This window comes from Bradyrhizobium sp. ORS 375, assembly GCF_000239775.1.
In the GTDB taxonomy this organism is placed as follows: Bacteria; Pseudomonadota; Alphaproteobacteria; order Rhizobiales; family Xanthobacteraceae; genus Bradyrhizobium.
The window spans coordinates 1-19,825 of record NZ_CAFI01000184.1 but is presented as its reverse complement, the minus strand read 5'-3'; the positions used below and the strand labels follow the sequence as shown (position 1 = coordinate 19,825).

The 19,825-nt window shown below is 65.7% G+C and carries 17 protein-coding genes; 7 read left to right on the top strand and 10 right to left on the bottom strand.

Annotated features, from left to right (window positions below):
• Positions 1-38: 38 nt before the first annotated feature.
• The 3 genes from BRAO375_RS15770 to BRAO375_RS15760 form a co-directional block, all read right to left on the bottom strand.
• Positions 39-521 carry a hypothetical protein gene (locus tag BRAO375_RS15770; RefSeq protein ID WP_009028462.1) on the bottom strand — a complete coding sequence of 161 codons (483 nt, stop codon included), beginning with the start codon at positions 519-521 and terminating at the stop codon, positions 39-41.
• A 147-nt stretch (positions 522-668) separates the two neighbouring features.
• Positions 669-1,157 carry a DUF427 domain-containing protein gene (locus BRAO375_RS15765; RefSeq protein WP_009028461.1) on the bottom strand — a complete coding sequence of 163 codons (489 nt, stop codon included), beginning with the start codon at positions 1,155-1,157 and terminating at the stop codon, positions 669-671.
• 295 nt (positions 1,158-1,452) lie between these two features.
• Positions 1,453-2,256: an MBL fold metallo-hydrolase gene (locus BRAO375_RS15760; protein ID WP_009028460.1), complete on the bottom strand. Its 804-nt coding sequence runs from the start codon at positions 2,254-2,256 to the stop codon at positions 1,453-1,455.
• A gap of 125 nt (positions 2,257-2,381) precedes the next feature.
• Between BRAO375_RS15760 and atzD the strand changes: the two genes are divergently transcribed.
• The 7 genes from atzD to BRAO375_RS15725 all read left to right on the top strand — a co-directional run bounded on the left by atzD (position 2,382) and on the right by BRAO375_RS15725 (position 13,285).
• Entirely contained in the window at positions 2,382-3,500 is a 1,119-nt protein-coding gene (gene atzD / locus BRAO375_RS15755) for a cyanuric acid amidohydrolase (protein ID WP_009028459.1), read from the top strand.
• Between the two features lie 310 nt (positions 3,501-3,810).
• Positions 3,811-6,204 (top strand): TonB-dependent receptor, encoded by a 2,394-nt coding sequence (locus tag BRAO375_RS15750; protein ID WP_009028458.1) that lies wholly within the window; start codon positions 3,811-3,813, stop codon positions 6,202-6,204.
• Between the two features lie 430 nt (positions 6,205-6,634).
• On the top strand, positions 6,635-9,166 hold the full coding sequence (locus tag BRAO375_RS15745) for a TonB-dependent receptor (RefSeq protein WP_009028457.1): 2,532 nt from the start codon (positions 6,635-6,637) through the stop codon (positions 9,164-9,166).
• A gap of 59 nt (positions 9,167-9,225) precedes the next feature.
• Positions 9,226-9,915 carry a Fe2+-dependent dioxygenase gene (locus BRAO375_RS15740; RefSeq protein ID WP_009028456.1) on the top strand — a complete coding sequence of 230 codons (690 nt, stop codon included), beginning with the start codon at positions 9,226-9,228 and terminating at the stop codon, positions 9,913-9,915.
• Between the two features lie 794 nt (positions 9,916-10,709).
• Entirely contained in the window at positions 10,710-12,017 is a 1,308-nt protein-coding gene (gene exbB / locus BRAO375_RS37420) for a tonB-system energizer ExbB (protein WP_009028454.1), read from the top strand.
• 3 nt (positions 12,018-12,020) lie between these two features.
• The gene (gene exbD / locus BRAO375_RS15730; RefSeq protein ID WP_009028453.1) at positions 12,021-12,470 is read left to right on the top strand and encodes a TonB system transport protein ExbD; all 450 of its coding nucleotides are present in this window, start codon (positions 12,021-12,023) and stop codon (positions 12,468-12,470) included.
• Between the two features lie 26 nt (positions 12,471-12,496).
• Positions 12,497-13,285 carry an energy transducer TonB gene (locus BRAO375_RS15725; RefSeq protein WP_009028452.1) on the top strand — a complete coding sequence of 263 codons (789 nt, stop codon included), beginning with the start codon at positions 12,497-12,499 and terminating at the stop codon, positions 13,283-13,285.
• A 357-nt stretch (positions 13,286-13,642) separates the two neighbouring features.
• Here the strand turns inward: BRAO375_RS15725 and BRAO375_RS15720 are convergent, their stop codons facing one another.
• From BRAO375_RS15720 to BRAO375_RS15690, 7 genes are all read right to left on the bottom strand, one after another.
• Positions 13,643-15,502 carry an outer membrane beta-barrel protein gene (locus tag BRAO375_RS15720; RefSeq protein WP_035640553.1) on the bottom strand — a complete coding sequence of 620 codons (1,860 nt, stop codon included), beginning with the start codon at positions 15,500-15,502 and terminating at the stop codon, positions 13,643-13,645.
• 89 nt (positions 15,503-15,591) lie between these two features.
• Complete coding sequence (locus BRAO375_RS15715) at positions 15,592-15,933, bottom strand: cupredoxin domain-containing protein (protein WP_009028450.1); 342 nt, start codon at positions 15,931-15,933, stop codon at positions 15,592-15,594.
• A 486-nt stretch (positions 15,934-16,419) separates the two neighbouring features.
• Positions 16,420-17,190, bottom strand: coding sequence for a cytochrome b/b6 domain-containing protein (locus BRAO375_RS15710; protein WP_009028449.1), 771 nt, complete (start codon positions 17,188-17,190; stop codon positions 16,420-16,422).
• 43 nt (positions 17,191-17,233) lie between these two features.
• A complete protein-coding gene (locus tag BRAO375_RS15705; protein ID WP_035640550.1) occupies positions 17,234-17,512 on the bottom strand; it encodes a PepSY domain-containing protein in 279 nt (92 codons plus the stop codon).
• Positions 17,513-18,086: 574 nt separating this feature from the next.
• Positions 18,087-18,314: a hypothetical protein gene (locus BRAO375_RS15700; protein WP_009028447.1), complete on the bottom strand. Its 228-nt coding sequence runs from the start codon at positions 18,312-18,314 to the stop codon at positions 18,087-18,089.
• A gap of 198 nt (positions 18,315-18,512) precedes the next feature.
• Positions 18,513-19,133, bottom strand: coding sequence for a DUF4399 domain-containing protein (locus BRAO375_RS15695; protein WP_009028446.1), 621 nt, complete (start codon positions 19,131-19,133; stop codon positions 18,513-18,515).
• Positions 19,134-19,142: 9 nt separating this feature from the next.
• The coding region (locus BRAO375_RS15690; RefSeq protein ID WP_035640548.1) for a formylglycine-generating enzyme family protein at positions 19,143-19,825 on the bottom strand (683 nt) is incomplete at its 5' end.

Here is a 19,825-nt window from a genome sequence, read left to right as displayed (position 1 = left end):
GCAAGGGGGAGGGGGCGGAGAGAGCGGCGGGCGTGGCCCTAGTCCGGCAAATTCGTAAACTTCGGGCGCCACACGCCGAGGATGACATTCACCGTGGCGACGCCGAGCATGACCCAGATGGCGCCCTGCTCGGTGCCGAAATTCGGGGAGAGGGTTGCCGGGTCGATCTGGCCGGCGACGGCGCGGGCGGCCTCCTCGGCGGCTTCCTGCATCGGGCCCTGCACGGCGGCAAAACCCCATTCGAAGACGAGGATGCCGGTGGCGAGCTTGGCGAGCGCCCAGCCGGCGCTGTGCAGCGCGCGGTTGATGGCAATGGCGAGCAGGCCGGCCACCAGGGTCAGGCCGAGCGAGGGGAAGAACACGTAGCGGACGATGGCGCCCATCGCCGCGCGCATCTCGGCGTAATGCGACAACGACACCGACGGTTGCGGGATCAGGCCGAGCAGCACGACGAGACAGGCCATCGCGCCCATCATGCCGATCGCGCCCATCGTATGCAGGAACTTCATCAGCCGTCGCATGGCGTGCCCTCGGACGTCGTGGACAGGGAAGCTGGAGGGACGCCCGACATTCCGTCAGCGTCCATGATCGCGGTGCAACAACGCACGCGCCGATCATACTGTACTATACGATCGACCCGCCGCCGCGGTTCAGCCGATCTCGCCCCTCTACCAATGCCGTGTGCCCGGCGCGCCCTTGAACGGACCGACCACGGCCGACGTGATCCAGCCGCCGTAGAAATCGCCCTGCTGCGCGGCAACGCGCTCCTCCCCGACGAAGCAGGCGTCAACGCGCAAGGCATAGAAGGCCAGATGGCCGGCGATCGGCGCAAAGGACGGCGTCGGCTGCTCATAGCTCCAGGCGGCCTGCTCCGACGCCCGGCCATCGATCTCGATAGTCCAGTAGCTGGCGATACCCTTGAACTCGCAGAACGAGCGGCCTGCGGCCGGCCGCAGCCATTGCATCGCGATATGCCGTTGCGGGATGTAGTAGACCGGCGGATGGCTGGTCTCCAGGACGCGAAAGCCCGCGTCGGTGTCGGCAATCGTGACGCCGGCGAACACCACGCGCAGGCGCGCCACGCAGCGCTCCAGCCGCGGTGGCCGCGGATAGTCCCACACTGACTCCTGTCCCGGCCCGGGTTCAACCCGCTGCATAGCGATGTCTCCTGCGCGACGTCACTGCCGCCCCCCGGAGGAATAACGCGGGGATCATCGCTGAGGATCAGTCGGCGGCGTCGGCCTTGCCGGCCGTCGCCCCCCTCTCACCCCTTACCCTGGGGAGTCCGCCGCAGGCGGGCGTCTCGAAGGGCGAGGCCGCGCTGTGGCCTCATGGTTCGAGACGGCGCTGCGCGCCTCCTCACCATGAGGGGTGAGTGATGGCCGTGGCGCGGCCAATTAGTCACGAGCAGCGTGCGCAGCTCGGGGCACGACTGTCACGGCTGCATCCATCTCAGGCGATCGCCGCGAGATAGCGCGTTACCGAGCGGTCGAACGCGCGCTTGGCGTCGTCAGCGATATTCTTCTGCCACCATGCGCCGTAGATGCGGTCGAACGCCAGCGGCGCGACGGCCTCGGCGATGCGGCGCACCGCGGCCGGGCCGAGCGGGATGTAGTTCGGATAAGAGTACATGAAGCTGACATGGCGGCGATCCATCGCCACCATGGCGATGTCGCCGGTGAACAGCGCGCCCCTGCCCTCGGCGCCCTTGCGCCAGTGCAGGATGGTGGCACCGGGGAAATGGCCGCCGGTGCGCAACAGCACGACATCGTCGGAGATGGCGAGCCGGTCGCCGCTCCACGGCACGATGGACGGATGGGGCCTGGTGACGAAGGCGGCATCGTCGCCGTGCAGATAGACCGGCACGTTGCCGAAGGCGGCGCTCCAATCGGCCACCGCGCCATAGAAGTGCGCATGCGACACCGCGATCGCCTTGAGCCCGCCGAGCGTGCGGACATGGGCGATCGCTGCCTCGGTCGCCAGGGGGATGCAGTCCCACAGCACGCAGCCGTCCGGTTCGGGCACCAGCAGCGCGCGCTGGCCGATCGCGAACGAAGGGTCGAGGCCGAGGCCAATGAGGCCGAGATCCTCGCGCCACACCACTGGATGCCGCTCCGCCAGCTCCTCGCGGCTGAGAAAGCGCTGGCCGTTCCAGTTCACGAACTGGCGCTCCTCGTCGCAGATCTTGCAGGCGGCCGGCGGCGACGGCGCGTCTGCGTACTGCGCGCCGCATTGAAAGCAGGTCCAGAGGGGCATGGGGCACCGGATGGGTTCACGAGGCAACGGACACGGACGATAACACGAGAGGCCGATGTGGAGCAGCGTCGCGCGCGACGTCGTGATCGCTTAGGATGTCGGCCAAATCCCTTTGGAGTTCGTCGATGCCGACCACCCTGCGCCGCGCTCATGTTCATCGTCTGCCGATGCGAAGCCCCGATGACGTCGCCGCGCTGGAGGCCGCGATCACGCAAGGGACCATCGACCCGGCCGGCATCGTCGCCATTCTCGGCAAGACCGAGGGCAATGGCTGCGTCAACGACTTCACCCGCGCCTTCGCGGTGCGCTCGCTCGAAGCGCTGCTCGGCCGGCATCTTGCGACCGAGGCCGTGCGGCAGATCGCGATGGTGATGTCCGGCGGCACCGAGGGTGCGCTGTCGCCGCACATGATCGTGTTCGAGGCGCGCGAGGTCGACGAGGGTCACGCGCCGCGCGCCTTCGCCGCGTCGCTGGCGCTCGGCCGGGCGCGCACGCCGGTGCTGCCGAGCGAGCATCTCGGCCGGATGCAGCAGGTCGCGCAGGTCGCCGCTGGCGTGCGGGCGGCGATGAACGATGCCGGCATCACGGATGCCGGCGATGTGCACTACGTCCAGGTGAAATGCCCGCTGCTGACGATGGAGCGCATCGAGGCGGCGGAGGCACGCGGGGTGCGCACCGCCGTGCGCGACACGCTGAAGTCGATGGGGTTTTCCCGCGGCGCCTCGGCGCTCGGCGTTGCCGTGGCGCTCGGCGAGCTCGCCATGGACGAGCTGTCCGATACCGAGATCTGCACCGACTATGCGCGCTATAGCGAGCGTGCGGCGACCTCGGGCGGGGTCGAGCTGCTCGACCACGAGATCATGGTCGCCGGCATGTCGCGGGATTGGACCGGCCCGCTCGCCATCGACCATGGCGTAATGCGGGATGCGATCGACATCGAGCCGGCCCGCGCCGCGCTCGCCCGCCTCGGTCTCGACGTGCCCGGCCAGCTGCCGGCGGCGGCGCGCGGTCGCATCGCAGCGGTGCTCGCCAAGGCGGAGGCGGCGCAGAGCGGCAAGGTCCGCGATGTCAGGCACACCATGCTCGACGACAGCGACGTCTCCTCCACCCGGCATGCCCGCGCCTTCGTCGGCGGCGCGCTGGCCGGGCTGTTCGGCTTCACCGACCTGTTCGTGTCCGGCGGCGCCGAGCACCAGGGCCCGGACGGCGGCGGGCCGGTCGCGATCATCGTCGAACGGACCTGATCGACACCGGAGCGGCTTGAACAAGTGAATTCAGCGGTCAGGGAGTTACGCGCGCGGCTCGCCGGGCTGCCTGCGACATAGTGCCTGATCCATCCACGAACGGTATTCAGAAGCCGTCAAACGCGGCAACATTATAGATGCGACTCATTATCACATGCATCAGGTAACATAATCCCAATCCAGCCACCACCCGACCGACCTTTGGTCCGAATTCCGGGACTTGTTGAGAGACGTTCGCAATTGGAACAAACCGGTTGTCGAGCTCACGAACAACAATTCAGTCCTTGAGTAACCATTGGGGTGGTTGAGTATGGGTCGAGCCGTCTTTCCAGCAAGCTTGCGCGGGGGCACCGCGTATCCGGGAGATCCGTCTCCTGACATCTCCGGCATGAAGGTGTCGGCTGTCGCCGGCCTGATCGCGGTGGCGTCGTTCTCGGGCGCGGAAGCGCAGCAGGCTCCCCTGCCCTCGGTCACCGTCGAGGCGCCGGCCGCGCGGGCCAAGCCGTCGGCCTCGCGTCCGTCGGCCGACCAGATCCGCGCCCGCAGCGCGATGCGCCGCGCCGCGCGGCAGCCGCAACAGCAGCAGGCGCCCGCCGGCCCGCAGACGCCGCCGGACGCCAACCCGTATGCCGACGCCGCCGCGCCCTACAAGGTCGACCGCGTCGCCTCCGGCAAGTTCACCGAGAAGCTCGTCAACACGCCGAAGACCATCACCGTGATGAGCAAGGAGGTGATGGAGGACAAGCACATCACCACTCTGAAGGAGGTCGGCCGCTCCACCGCGGGCGTGACGCTCGGCTCCGGCGAGGGCGGCAACGCGTTCGGCGACCGCTTCTTCATCCGCGGCTTCGACGCCCGCAACGACATCTTCATCGACGGCATCCGCGATCCCGCGGTGTCGGTGCGCGAGAATTTCTTCACCGAACAGGTCGAGATCCTGCGCGGCCCCGCCTCGGCCTATGCCGGACGCGGCACCGCCGGCGGCGCCATCAACATCATCACCAAGCAGGCCGGCGACCGCGACTTCACCAACGCCGAGTCGACGATCGGCACCGACCAGACCAAGCGCATCACCTTGGACGTCAACCGGACGATCTCGCCGACCTTCTCGGTGCGCACCGGCGGCCTGTTCCAGGACGCCAATGTCGCCGGCCGCGACCACGTCACCGACGACCGCTGGGGCGGCTTCATCTCGACGAAATGGACGCCAAACGATTCGCTGAAGGTCACGACCAACTACGTCCACACCGATCTTTCCGGCTATCCGGATTTCGGCGTGCCGTTCTACAAGCAGGGCAACATCCCCGCGACCTCGGCGGGCATCCCGCGCAACAATTGGTACGGCTTCCTCAACCGCGACTTCCAGGCGGCGCGGCAGGATTTCGGCACGCTCGCGGCCGAGCTCAAGCTCAACGAGGCCGTCACGTTCTCGAGCAAGCTGCGCGGCGAGCATTCCGAGCTGAACTACATCGGCACCTTGCCGAACACCACCGCGGCGCAGACCGCCAATGCCGACCCGACCAAATGGACCTTCACGGCGAGCCCGCAGAGCCGCTATCAGCTGGTCGACAACTGGACCAACCAGAACGACCTGACGTTCAAATACGACACCGGCCCGGTCAAGCATACCACCATCGTCGGCACGGAGTTCTCCAAGGAGAACATCTCGATCGACCGCTATGCCGGCCTGACCTCGGAGGCGTTCGGCTCGCAGGGCACGAGCACGGGCGCGCTGACGCTGCAGAACATGTTCAGCCCCGGCTACACGAACCTGCCGTTCACGACCGTAGGCTATCTGACCGGCAATCCGACCCGCTACGACGTCGACAGCAAGAGCGCCTATGTCATCGACACCGCGAACTGGCGCGACACGCTGATCTTCACCAGCGGGCTGCGCTATGACGGCTATGCAATGCGCTCGTCCAACAACACGGCGTCGGCATCAGTCGATTCCGACCTGATCAACTACAACCTCGGCCTGGTCTACAAGCCGCTGCCGATCGGCAGCCTCTATGCGGCCTACGCGACCTCGGCCAACCCGTTCGGCTCGGAGCTCGACGGCACCGCGACCGACTACGGCGGCATTCCGCCGAACAGCACCATCATTCTCGGGCCGGAGCGCAACAAGGGCGCCGAGATCGGCACCAAATGGGAGCTGTTCGACCGCCATCTGCTGGTGACCGGCGCGCTGTTCCAGACCACCAAGGACAATGCCCGCGAGACCGTCAATGGCCTTCTGACCTCCGGCGCCACCTACCGCATCCAGGGCCTCGACCTCGAAGCCGAGGGCAAGATCACCGATCGCTGGAGCATCTTCGGCGGCCTGGTGCTGATGCAGTCCAAGGTGACGCAGAGCGGCGTGGCGACCAACACCGGCCTGCAGCTCGCCAACATCGCCCATCAGTCGCTGAGCGTGCTGTCCAAATACAAGCTCGACGACGGCTGGGAGATCGGCGGTCAGGCGGTGTACCGCTCGAAAGTGTTCGGCGGCACCTTCGCGGCCAACACCGGCAACGAGCTGCCGAGCTATTGGCGGTTCGATGCCTTCGTCGAGAAGCAGATCGACAAGAACTGGAGCATGAAGGTGTATGCACAGAACATCACCAACCAGCTCTATTACGACACCTTCTACCGCAGCAACGTGCCCTTCACCGCGGTCGCCCCTGGCCGTGCCTTCTATTTGATCACCACCGCGAAGTTCTGAGTGGCCGATCACGATTGAGCAAAGATGCTGCCGGATTCCCGCCGCACCCCGTGGGTGCGGCGGGTGCGAAGACGCGCTGAAACGTCGCAGCCTGAGACATTCCGACGCAGGTATCGGAGTCCTCGAGCGGTATCTTGTGCCCGTTTTTGTCCGATCATCGATTGAGGCGCGCGGCAGCGCGCAACCCTGGGGTTTCATCTGTTGCCGCAATGCGACAGCTTGCAAGCAATTGTCATTCTCGGAAATGGATTGAAACTTTTCCCATTCCGGCCATGAGCGGAACCAGCTTTGGACCGCTTTCCCTCGCTTCTTGACTTGCATTCGCAACTGGTCCGCGCCGGTTGCGGCGTTCAACGAACCCACGGTTCCCAGGAACCGGAGGGGTTCCAAGCCCAAGTCTCAAGTTGCGTAACGAATGGGGTGGTCGAGTATGGGTAAGGCAGTCTTTCCGAGGAGCTTGCGGGCAGCAAGCTGGCACGACGGGGAACCGTCCGCTGACATTTCGGGCGTGAAGGTCTCGGCGGTCGCGAGTCTGATCGCGGTCGCATCATTCTCCAGTGCCGAAGCCCAGCAGGCGCCGCTGCCGTCCGTCAACGTCGAAGCCCCGGTGGCCCGTCCGAAGCCGCAGGCATCGCGCCCGACCGCCGACCAGATCCGCGCCCGCGACGCCATGCGCCGCGCGGCCCGTCAGCAGCAGCAGCAACAGGCCGCCGCGCCGAAGAGCAATTTGCCGCCCGATCGCAATCCCTATTCCAGCCCCGCCTCGGACTACAAGGGCGAGCGACTGCAGGCCTCCGGCAAGTTTCCCGAGAAGCTCTTGAACACGCCGAAAACGGTCACCGTTCTCAGCAAGGAGATCCTGGCGGACAAGAACTCCACCAGCCTGAAGTCCGCCGTGCTCTCGACCGCCGGCGTGACGCTCGGCACCGGCGAGGGCGGCAACGCGTTCGGCGACCGCTTCTTCATCCGCGGCTTCGACGCCCGCAACGACGTGTTCATCGACGGCGTGCGTGACGCCGGCGTCTCGGTGCGCGAAAACTTCTTCACCGAGCAGGTCGAGATCCTGCGCGGCCCGAACTCCTCTTTCGCCGGCCGCGGCACCACCGGCGGCGCGATCAATATCGTGACCAAGCAGGCCACGACCGACAGCAGCTTCTACAACATGGACACCACGCTCGGCACCGACCGGACCAAGCGCGTGGTGATCGACGTCAACCAGAAGATCACGCCGACCTTCGCCGCACGCGTCGGCGGCCTGTTCCAGGACGCCGGTGTCGCGGGCCGCGACTACGTCACCGACAACCGCAATGGCGGCTTCATCGCCACCAAGTGGACGCCGCTCGACACCGTGACGCTGGCCGCCAACTACATCCACAACGAGGTCACCGGCCGTCCCGACTTCGGCGTCCCCTATTATCGTCCGAGCACGCTCACCGCGGGCGCTCCGTTCCCGGAAGTCGGGGCGCCGCGCAACAACTGGTACGGCTTCGTCAACCGCGACTTCTCGCGCGTCGGCCAGGACATCGGCACGCTCAACGCCGAGGTCAAGATCACGCCCGACCTGACGATCTCCGACAAGGTCCGCGTGTCGCGCTCGACCCTGAACTACATCGGCACGCTGCCGGAAGGTCCGACCAACATCAATCCGCCGTCCGGCGCGCTCGTCAGGGCCAATCCGCAGAGCCGCTTCCAGCAGACCGACGTGATCGCCAACCAGCTCGAGGCGACCTACAAGTTCAACACCGGCAACTTCCGGCACACGGTGCTCGCCGGCCTCGAAGTGTCGCAGGAAAAGGCGCTGATCAACAGCTACACCGGCCTGACCTCCGAGCAGCAGGGCCTGCCGTTCTCGGGCACCGGTTCGCTGACGGGCGTGAGCGTCTTCAACCCGCAATTCACCGACCTGCCGTTCGGAATTCCCTCGCTGGGCCGGTTCCCGACCAACGTGAAGATCGACTCGGCCAGCGTCTATGCGCTCGACAGCGTCAACTATCGCGATCTCGTCATCCTCAACGGCGGCGTCCGCTACGACAAATACGACGTCCGCGTCGACGGCTTCGGCACGGTCAACGGCGTCGCCAACACGCCGGGATCGACCGCGGCGTCCAGCGGCATGCCGAACTTCAACGTCGGCCTCACGCTGAAGCCGGTGCCCTATGCCAGCTTCTATGCGGCCTACGCCACCTCATCGAACCCGGTCGGCGCCGAGTTCGACGGTCTCAGCCCGCAATATGGCGGCCTCTCGGCGGTCACCAACGGCGGCGCGAACCAGATCTTCGGGCCTGAGAAGAACACCTCGATCGAGATCGGCACCAAGTGGGAGCTGCTCGACAACCGCCTGCTGGTCACGGCGGCGCTGTTCCAGACCGAGAAGGAGAATGCCCGCGAGTCGCGCAACATCGCCAACGCCGCGGCGGCCACGGCGGAGTGCCCGTATCCGGCAGGCACCGTCGGCGCAGTGCCGTGTCTGTCCGCTGGTGCGGCGTACCGCATCCGCGGCATCGATCTGCAGGCGGGCGGCAAGCTGACCGACAAATGGAGCATCTTCGGCGGCATCGTGCTGATGCAGTCGGAGGTGACCAAGTCCAACATTCCGCCGGCGAACACCGCGCTGTTCACCAGCAATGTCGGCCTGCAGCTCGCAAATACCGCGCACCAGTCGTTCAGCCTGCTGACGAAGTACCAGATCAACGACACCTGGGAGATCGGCGGCCAGGCGGTGTACCGCTCGAAGATCTTCGGCGGCACCTGGCTCGCCGCCAACCAGGGCACGGAGCTGCCGAGCTACTGGCGCTTCGATGCGTTCGCGGAAGCCAAGCTCGACAAGAACTGGACGGCGAAGGTGTTTGTTGCCAACATCTTCGACAAGCTCTACTACGACGCTCTCTATCAGAGTGCCACGCCGTTCGTTCTCGTCGGTCCGGGAAGAAGCGCATCGATCGTCCTGTCCGGACGGTTCTGATCGCCTGACCATCCAGACCTGATCACCCAAGCCGGGGGCACACATCAAGTGATGAGTTCATGCTGATCTGTGTCCCCGGAATTCTGAGCAAAGACGATGTGGCGGACTTCCGCCGCATCATGGACGCCAGCGACTGGGAGGACGGCCGTTCGACCGCCGGCGCCCAGTCGGCGATGGTCAAGCGCAACGAGCAGCTGCCGCCCGACAGCGAAGTGGCGCGCAAGCTCGGCCACCGCATCATTTCGGCGATGACCGCCAATCCCCGCTTTCTCGCCGCCGCCATTCCGCAGCAGATCTTTCCCCCGCTGTTCAACCGTTACGCCGCCGATGCCGGTCATCATTTCGGCATTCACGTCGACAACGCCGTGCGCGGCGACAAGCTGACCGGCCTGCGCATCCGTACCGATCTCTCCGTCACGCTGTTTCTGTCTGAACCGGACGAGTATGACGGCGGCGAGCTCGTGATCGAGGACCTCTACGGCTCCCACGAGGTCAAGCTTCCCGCCGGCGACCTCGTGCTGTATCCCGCCTCCAGCCTGCACATGGTCACGCCGGTGACGCGCGGCGTCCGCGTCGCCTCGTTCTTCTGGCTGCAGAGCATGATCCGCGATCCGCTTGCACGCAGCATGATCTTCGATCTCGACACGACGATTCAGGGCTTGTCGCAGCGGCTCGGGCGTGACGATCCGGAGATGGTGCGGCTGACCGGCCTCTATCACAACCTGATCCGCTACTGGGCGGAGGTCTAAGCGTCCGATCTGGCTCGGCGCACAAGCTCGCGTCCTTCGACGCCCGATCACACGCATTCGCGATCGACAGCGATCCGGGCTGGCTCCGCAGAGCAAACCCGGATGGTCTGCCTGTGTCGCGTTCCGCAGCCTCACGATGAGCGCGACGTTGGATGCCTCTCGCGCCTGGAGTCGGATTCCTCTGCGATCGCCGTTCGCGCCTCCTGCCATGCCCCGCATCCGAAGAGACTTACGGCGGGCGGCGTGCTTGACGCACCCGAATTTCGACGCCGCGCGTTCGGCGGGCGACATCGGTCCGAGCGTGGCGCCGATGCGTGCCACGGCAAGATCGGGCTTTCCAGTCCGACATCTCGCTGTCGCAGGTCCGTGGTGCCGGATCGAGCATCACAGCATTCGCTTCGCGCGCCGAATCATCAGCACGACATGCGACAACGGGCCGAGGCGAAGACAGCGCCCCGCATTGCACGCCATGTGGATCATGCACCGCGGCGGCGACTAATTAGAATTGATGCAAGTCCGAACCGCGGCAATTGCGTGACTGCATCGTCCCGATAACCGTGCCTTGCCTGCAACACACCTGCGCAAGCCAAGGCTTTCAGATAGTTAGACCCGGACATCACGCGTCGTACAGCGCTGCGACAGCATCACGCTCCGGCGCGATCGATCGCGTGGCACGCAGCGACTCGGTTGCCGACATCGATGTTTCCGCTTTGAGTCAACGCGCCGTCTCAAATCAGCCCCGTTAAGACTAGAAGCATTACAGGGAAGTTAACTACCAAGGGGTGTGCAGCAACATGTTCAGGAACGTTCTATACGTAGGAGCGGTGATCGCAGCCGTTTCGGCCGGCGCCATGGCGCATGCCGAGCAGCCGGCCACCTCGCCGAAGCCTGGCCAGGCTGCCACCGCGCCGCAGAGCGCGGCAGCAAATCCCGCGAGCGCGACCAAGGGCGTTCAAAGCTCGACGGCTGCGGCTTCGCAGTCGACCGCGCCCGCCACCACCGCGGCAGCTGCCAATACAGCCCCTGCCCCAACCACGCCGCCGAAGCAGGTGACCACCGGTCAGGCGACGACGTCGACCGTAGCTCAGGCTGCGCCGGTGCCTCAGCCGTCCGCACCTGCTCCCGCTGCAACTAATCCTGCAGCGACGGCTGCAGCCGCGAATGGCGCTGCGACCGCAGCTGCACCGGCTACGACCGCGCCGCAGGCCGCGACCACGAGCCAGGCGCCCGCCTCCGCCGACACGCACACCTCGACCGCGGCAGAAGCCGTGAGCGACGCCGCAGCCGCGGACAAGCCGAAGGATCCGGCGGAGAAGACCGGTCAGACTGCCGCCCAAGGCGGTGCGCAGGCCGCCTCTCACGTGCCGCATGATCTGTCGCCGTGGTCGATGTTCCTCGCCGCCGACATCCTGGTGAAGTCGGTGATGATGGGTCTCGCGCTGGCATCGCTCGCGACCTGGACCGTCTTCATCGCCAAGACCGTGGAGTTCGCCGTGCTCCGCCGCAAGTTGAGCGGAGCACTGCGCAAGGTCGACGACGTACGCTGGCTGTCGGAAGCCAAGCTGGCTCTGGGCTCACGTCAGAACGTGCTGACGGCGCTGATCGACGCGGCCATGCACGAGATCAGAATGTCGTCCGAGCTGCCGCCTCACGGCGTCAACGAGCGTGCCGCCTCGAGCTTCGCCGAGATCGTGCGCGCCGAGGGCCGGCGCTGCCGCACCGGCATGGGCCTGCTCGCCACCATCGGCTCGATCTCGCCCTTCGTCGGCCTGTTCGGCACCGTCTGGGGCATCATGAACAGCTTCATCGGCATCTCGAAGTCGCAGACCACGAACCTCGCCGTCGTGGCGCCGGGCATTGCCGAGGCGCTGCTCGCCACCGCTATCGGACTCGTGGCCGCGATCCCGGCCGTGATCATCTACAATCACTTTACCCGGGTGACCAAGGGCTACATGGAGCTCGTCAACCGCTCCTCCGGCGCCACGGCCCGCATGCTGTCGCGCGATCTCGATCGCGGCCAGAGCCACCACACGCCGCAGGGTCGCAGCTTCGAGCCGATCCACGTCCACCAAGCGCCGCCGATGGCGCTCGCAGCGGAGTAAGTCATGGCCGTCTCTCTTTCGGAAGCCGATGGCGATGACGATCTCGGTGAATCCGCCGACATCAACGTCACTCCGTTCATCGACGTGATCCTCGTGCTGCTGATCATCTTCATGGTTGCGGCGCCGCTCTCGACGGTCGACGTACCGGTCGATCTGCCGACGTCGAGCGCCACGCCGCAGAAGAAGCCGGACAAGCCGATCTATGTCAGCATCAAGCCGGATCTCACGCTCTTTGTCGGAGAGGAGCAGGTGAAGCGCGCGAGCCTCGTGAGCACGCTCGAGCACATTCCCGATGCCGCCAAGGACAAGTTCATCTTCCTGCGCGCCGATCGCGGCGTCGCCTATGGCGAGCTGATGGACGTGATGGAGCTGCTGCGCACCGGCGGCTATCCGAAGATCAAGCTCGTCACGGTCGAAGGCGTCTCACAGGCTGCCGCGCAGGCCGCCCATTGAAACCAGTGAACCGACGGAAGTGAAGAATGGTCGAGCACAAGTATCAAGGAGCGACCCGCCGCTTGTGGATCTCAGCCGCGATCGGCGCGGTGATGCTGCATGGTGGCGGCGCGGCGCTCGCCGTGGTTCATCTCAGCGGCAATGACGTCGACGGCGGCCTCGGCGCTGCCGGCGCCGAATTCGCCCTCGAGATGGCCTCGCCTCAGGTGGAGGAGAACGATCTTCCGCCCGGACCCGACAGCGACGCCGCCGAAGCTGCGCCGGATCAGATGCAGCAGACCGCCGAGGTCAAGGAGTCGGATGCCGTCAAGGACAAGCCGACCGAGACCGAGGAGGAAGCCGATCGGGTCGTCACGCAGAACGAGCCGAAGAAACCCGAGAAAGAGGAGCAGCAGCTGGCGGTCCAGCAGGCCGAGGCCTCGGTGGCGTCGGCCGCGCAGCAGGAATCCGCCCGCAAGGCGCTCGACGAAGCGGCGCCTCCGGCAGAGACGGCGAAGGCGCCAAATGTCGGCCTCGGCAAGGACAAGCAGAAGCTGACCGAGAACTGGGGCCGCAAGATCAGCGCCTATTTCGAGCTGCACAAACGCTATCCGGAGGGCAAGAAGCACGCGGGCACGGTCAAGGTCGCGCTGGTGCTGAGCCGGGCCGGCAAGGTGATGTCGGCGTCGGTGATGCAGTCGTGCGGCGATCCGATGTTCGACGACGCTGCGCTGTCGATGATCCGCCGCTCCGATCCGGTGCCGACGCCGCCTGCCGGCCTGACCGACGACCAGTTCAGCTTCAGCCTCGACGTGAACTTCAATCAGAAGAAGTAGCCGCGCGTCGTTAGACCCGCACATCTGAAAGACTTGGCAGCGTCCGCGCCATCGCGGGCGCTGCTTTTTGCGTTTGCTCGGATAGTTCGCGTGCACGAAGGAGCGCCAGACGTTTCCCTGCTCTGCCTGAATCCCGAGAGACGATCTTTCCACAGTCATCACATACTTCGTACGGAGATGTGTATCATCGCTTTCGTCGTCCGCGCAGGCGGGGCGATCCAGTATGCCGTGACGTTCCGGTTCGAAATCTGCTGCCGCGGCGTACTGGATGCTCCTCCGCTTCCGCGGAGCCTGACAGCGTTGCAGAAGGCGAGAGCTCGACTCTTCGCCCGATGGCTGATCGAAGGAACGCGGTGCTTAGTACTGCACTCTCGCGCCGACCTGCACGACCGTGGCGGACAGATTGTTCTCGCGGAAATTGGAGCGCGTCTCCTCGCGCCGGACGCTCGCCCTGAACTGCAGCAGGCGGGAGAACTTGTAGAGCATGCCGAGCTCGACGAGATAGCGGTTGTCGACCCGCGTCGTGCCGGTGAACGCGTCCTGGCCATAGCCAGCAAGGAAGGTGCCGACCAGCCACGGCTCGAACTGATGCTCGACGCCGACGGTGACGTCGCGCTTGAGCACGCCGGAGATGCCGGGCTCGGTGATCTCCACCACCTGCGACTTGGCGCCGAACATGACCGCCGTCTCCTTGGCGTACTGCCAGGTCAGGTTGGCGTCGGCGATGAAGCCGTTGACCGGCTTCAGCAGCGGATCCTGATAGCGGCGCGTGAGATAGCCGACCGCGACGTCGCCGGTCAGCTTGTCGGCGTAATTGAAGGTCACGCCGCCCTCGACCGCCGTGCCGGTGGAATCGCGCCGGAAGCCCTCGGCATCGACGGCGATGTCGTGGACGCGGCGATCGACGGCGACGTCGACGAAGGGCCTGATCTCCGGCGTCAGATTATAGGTGACGCGGCTCTGCGAGCCGTACTGGACGAAATTGCGATCGGCGTTGCTGACGATCTGGCCGGTGATGAGCGGCGCATTCTGGAACGCAACGCGGTCGATCGCGGCCTTTGTCGAGACCTCGAAATCCTCGAACCGCTTGGTGAGACCCGCCGAGCCGCCGACGGTGGAGGCCAGCGGAATCTTGGCGAAGCGGCCGGCGAAGCGCGGCGTGCCCGGATCATCGGCATCGACGGCAACGTGGCCCTCGCCGTTGAGCGCAAACGTATCGGTGATGTCGTAGCGCCCATTCACCTTCGCGTCGACGGTGGGCCTCGAGAGCTGGCGGAGCTTGGCATAGTCGATGTAGCCGACGCGCACATCGGCGTTGAGCAGATGCCGCTCGAACTGCGAGCGTACCAGCAGGACCGGCGCAACGCTGACGAAGGCCGAGCCCTTGCCCTGCGGCACACGGCCAGGATTGCTGTCGAAGCCCGAGGACATTTCGAACGCAGGCTTGAGGATGAAGTTTCCCACCGTGATGCCCTTCGGCTCGTAGGGATCCTCCTCCATCATCGGCGGCGTCTGCGCCGGCTGCTCCTGCGGCTTCTGTCCCTTGACCGGCGGCAGCCGCATGCGCGGCTTGGCCGCCAGAACGGGCGGGATCGGTTGCGCATCCTGGCGCGGGATCGGCGGCAGATTGTTCGGCAGCACGCCGCGCGTCGCCGGCGGCGGACTGACCGCGAAGGCCAGCGCGTCGAGGCAGCGATTGGGAACATTGGTCATCGACAGCCGGCCAGGCGTCGACAGGCAGCCGCCGACCAGCAGTCCGGCTGAAGGCGCGCCGAAGAAGGCGTTGCGCACCGGCGCAAGACGCGGCGGCGGCTCGCGGCGCGCGGCCTGCGGCAGCGCGCCGGCGCCGGCATCGATCGGAGATCGCGGTCGTGGCGGCAGACGCTCCTCGACCTGCGGCGCCTCCTTCGGTTCGGGATCATTGCCGCCGGGCGCCATGATCACCTGCGGGATCACGAGCGGCCCATTGGCGTTGGCCGGCCGCGCCGGCTGGCGACGGCGGCCGGGCACGACCACCACCGGACCGCCCTCGGTGGTGCCGGGATCAGCGTAGGCTCTCGCCTGCGTACCCTGGATGACGGTCTGGCCATGCGACGGCGCGACTCCGAACAGCGTCACGAGCAGCACGGTGATCGCCACCGTCTCCTCCTGACACCGCGGGACATCGCGACCTGCGCGACGTCCGGGAATTCTCGCCTGTCGTATTGCCCGTTGCAAAAGGCACGGTCTCCATCATGTTCGGCCGCATGCGGATTGCGGCCCCGCGGCCGGCCTTGCGCCCGATGCCGCGGGGACCACCGATCAGATCACTCGACGATCAGCGTGCCCTTGTTGCCCTGATGGAAGTCGTCGAAGAACTCGTAGCGGCCCGGCTTCTGTGCCTTGACCTTCACGACACCCTCCATGTTCGGCTTGATCACGGTCTCGAACTGCAGCGGCTCGCTCTCGAACTCGACCGGCGATGCATCCAGGTTCTTGATCTTGAAGACGATCGGCGTATCGGCCGGCGCCTTCAGCTCGGCCGGCTGAAACTTGTTGTCCTTGACCGAGATCTCGATGGTGGTCTCGGCGGCGCCTGCAGGCAAGGCGAAACCCGCCATCAGCAGCGCAGCGGCCCCCACAGCATGCATTTTCCCGAATAGCTTCATGGTGTATGTCCCTGTCCCGAATTCACCCGTGTGCCGGATGTGATCTCTGCCCGAGATTCTCGACGAGCTTCCGACACCTCGTAGAACGACTATAAAGTTCCGAATGCGGCAATTTACCGGGTCGAACTTTGGCAAAGTCGCCTCATGCGACAATGCGCGCGAATTAATTAGTTCTGCATCTTCAATACGAAGCGGAATATTTCACGATTGCACCACAGAGCTCGACGAATGCAGCGCCAACGCTGTCGGCAGTGCCTTTTCCACTCGATCAAATCGCGTGCGGATCGAATCGACTCATCACTCGGCAGATGTGTTCAGTGCTGTTCTGCTATGAGACACGCAGCCATGCATGCCGGTGCAAGCGGCACACGCGCGGATGATCGACCTCGTGCGATCATCCACGCACCGCATGACCGTTCGCACGACACGTTCGCCCGCCATTCTGCGTCCGATCCGCCGCCTAGCGCACGCGCCGGCGGCTGCGATTCATCGGCCGACCCCGAGCCGCTTGTCGTGGATGCTGAGCCCTCGCGGCATTCGCACTGGGCCTGGCGGCTTGGCGGCGAGCGGCGGGCTGGCCCGCAGCGGCGGAAAATCCGGGACGACCGAGACCTGCTCCTCCGCCGGTTCTGCAGCCGTTGCCAGCGAAGGCGCCGGCGTCGTCTTCGCGCTCGCGACCGGACGCACTGCGGCCGGTGCGGGCCGCGCGGCTCCCGGAAGGCGCTTGCGGCCGGTGAGCATTGCGCGAGCGAGATTTTCCCGCTGCAGCACGCTCATCCATAACGTCCCCAGCAGATGGACGGCGATCAACGCGATGATCGCATTCGACGACAACGAATGCGCCTGCTCGATCCAGCCGATGCCGAAGAACCGCACCGACACCTGCATGACTCCGGTGACGGTCGAGACGATCAGCAGCGCGAGCATCACCACGAGCATCGCCGCGCCGGCCGGGTTCAAGCCGAGATAGCGACCGGTTTCGCCGCGCAGCATGCCGACGATATAGCGGGGCGCCGCCCGCAGCTTGAGACTGATGCGGTCGAACAGCGAGTGACGGCTGCCGATCATTCCCCAGATCAGCCGGAAGGCGAGCAGGCCGATGACGGCGTAGCCCGCCAACCGATGCAGCCGGTCGAAGATGTTGGGCGTGACGCAGGCGACGAGCACGAAGGCAGCGAGAGCCCAGTGCCAGACGCGCAGCGGAAGGTCCCAGACCGCGACGGTGTCCGAACGTGAGTTCACCGGCGTCTCGGACATGACGCTGCGGTGTGCCAGTCCTGCGTCACGCATGATCGTCAGATCACTTCGCCTTCGTATGCTTCAGCGCGAGATCCTCCGGGCTGTAGAACAGCTCGAACAGCTTGCCGCCCTTGACGCCGTAAACCTCGTAGCAAGTGCCCTCGATCTTGGTCTGGCGAACCTCATAACCGGCGGCCTTTGCCTTGGCTTCGGCCTCGGCGGTGGTTTTCCACGACGCCTTGTCGAGCTTGGTGCAATCCTTGTAGCCGTCGGCAAATGCAGCGGAGCCGGACGCAAGGCCTGCCGCGAGCGCAACGACCACTATCTTGATGACCTTCATTATCAAAATCCTCCTCGAAGACTGCGCCATCGGCGCTTCAAGCGCTCGATGCGCGGAACACAAAGGGGAGGTCAATTTCAACGAAACTTGGACGTCGCGCGCGAGCGCAAATGCGCGTCGACAGGCATGCGCGGCCACACTCGCGCCATTTGCGGCCGCAATGTCGCTGGCGCGCGAACCCAGATGCGGTGTAGCTGGGATCGAACGATGTCGCCCGATAGCTGATCTTTTCTGCGAATGAAGGCCGTGTATCGTTCGATCGCTTGCAAGTGACATTGATTCGCAAGGCGTATCGCAGGCGGCGCGGGCGTCCTTTGAGTCTCGCACGGCGGATGCGTCATCGTGGCCGCGCCGATCACCACACTCCCGCCCGATTGCAGCTGTGACGACGATGCGGCGAGAACCGATCCATCAGCTGTGGGCTGCGACGTTACGCCTCAGAGAAAATTTTCGAACTCGCTGCTTGTTTGCACAGGTCCCGCGCTCGAGCGCGCTCACATCCACGGTCGCTGTTCGCACCTTTGTTCGTACGTTCGTGCGGTCGCATGACGACGGACGCCGCAGCGTGCCGATGTCATTCGCGATCGATGCTGTTGCCGACACGGACCGCCGACCAGGAAGGCGAGTCGCTGCAGGGGAAGGACTCGTCGGACGCCTCGGCGACGAGGTCCCAGTGCGTATCGGGATCGGCCATGCCGTCGGGGCCGGACGTGCGGCCATTGCCAGGCGAGCTGCCTTCGCTCTCGCGATCGCACAGTGCGGCATGGCGCGGTCTCACGGGCCGCGATGCAGTTTTGACCATGCGTCCATCCCTTGTTGCCGCGGACAAGGCTGATGGTGGAGCGCCTCGCCGCCACGCGGCAACAAGCGCGTGCACGGGGGATCGTTCCTGTCAAAGCGATCGGTGGCGGCCGAGCCGGCTCACGCGCACGTGTGTGCGCGACAGAGCGGCCCTCTCGAAGAGGTCATTGCGCCTCGGCAGATCGGACGCAGCCCCGTGCTACTTCGATCCGGTGAACACCCGACTGATGAAATCGGAGCTCTCCGGAGATTTCGTCATCTCCGGCGTCACCGCGGGCTGCAGCTGCAGCGGCTCGGGCGCCGCGGCGCGCTCGAGGATCCTGCGCCGCTCGCTGGTGCCGCGGGTGGCGCGTGCCTCCTCCGATCCGTTCGGCTTGCCCACCGTGATCATGATCTTCTCGGAGACCAGCGGGGGATCGAAATTGAGATGCTTGGTATCGCCGAGCACGAGCTGCAAGGTGTGCTTGCCCGGCGGCAATTCGATCCGCGCCTCGGTCTCGCCGGCCGCATAATGGATATGCTTCTTGTCGCGCGGGATCGGCTCACCGGCCTGCATCGTCTCGTCGACATCGACCAGCAGATGATGATGGCCGCTGCCGGCGAAATCGTCGCCGGCATGGGTCACGCCCATGTTGCGCAGGCCGAACCGGCAGATGAATGGCCCGCTCACGGTCTCGCCGTCGGCCGGCGAGATGAAGTAGACGCGGGCGTCCTTCGCAGCCTTGGTGCCCTTGGCCCAGGAGGCCGAAGACGACAGCGACGGCAGCAGCGCAAGCGACATGAACACGACGCAGAGACGCCCAGACGAGGTCCGCAACATTGAGATCCCCTATGATGACGAAGCGACGCGGAAGCCGAGCGTCGGATGACGGATGCGGCCATCGTAGCGGTCGCGGCTTCCCGCACGCGCATCGGACGGACCGTTCTTCCAGGACCCGGAGCGGATGACGCGGGCGTAGCCGCCGTCCTCGATCCAGGCCGATCCATCAGTCGGCGCGCCCTTGTAGTTCTTGTGCCAGGAATCCGCGACCCACTGGCCGACGCCGCCGCCCATGTCATAGAGCCCGAACGGATTGACCTGCGAGCTGGCGATCTTCGGCGGCAGATCCAGCTCGGCGTCGCCATTACAGCCCTTGCAGCTCGCCATGCCCTGGCGCATCCGATCGCCCCACCAATAGCGGGTGCGCTGACCGGCGCGCGCGGCATACTCCCACTCGGCCTCGGTCGGCAGCCGGAACGTCTTGCCGGTCGCTCGCGAGAGCCAGCCGAGATAGGCCTGCGCATCGTCGTAGCTCACATTGACGACGGGACGGTCGTCGCTGCCGACGGCGATGTCGGGACAGCTCGCCGCGCTGACGCATTGCTTCCACTCGCCGACCGTCACCGGATGCTTGCCGAGCGAGAACGGCTTGATGCTGACCTGATGCACCGGCTGCTCGGAATCGTCGTCGCCGCCCATCGCGAAGCTGCCGCCGGCGATCGTGATCAGTTCGGGCACGCGCAGCTTCGGCT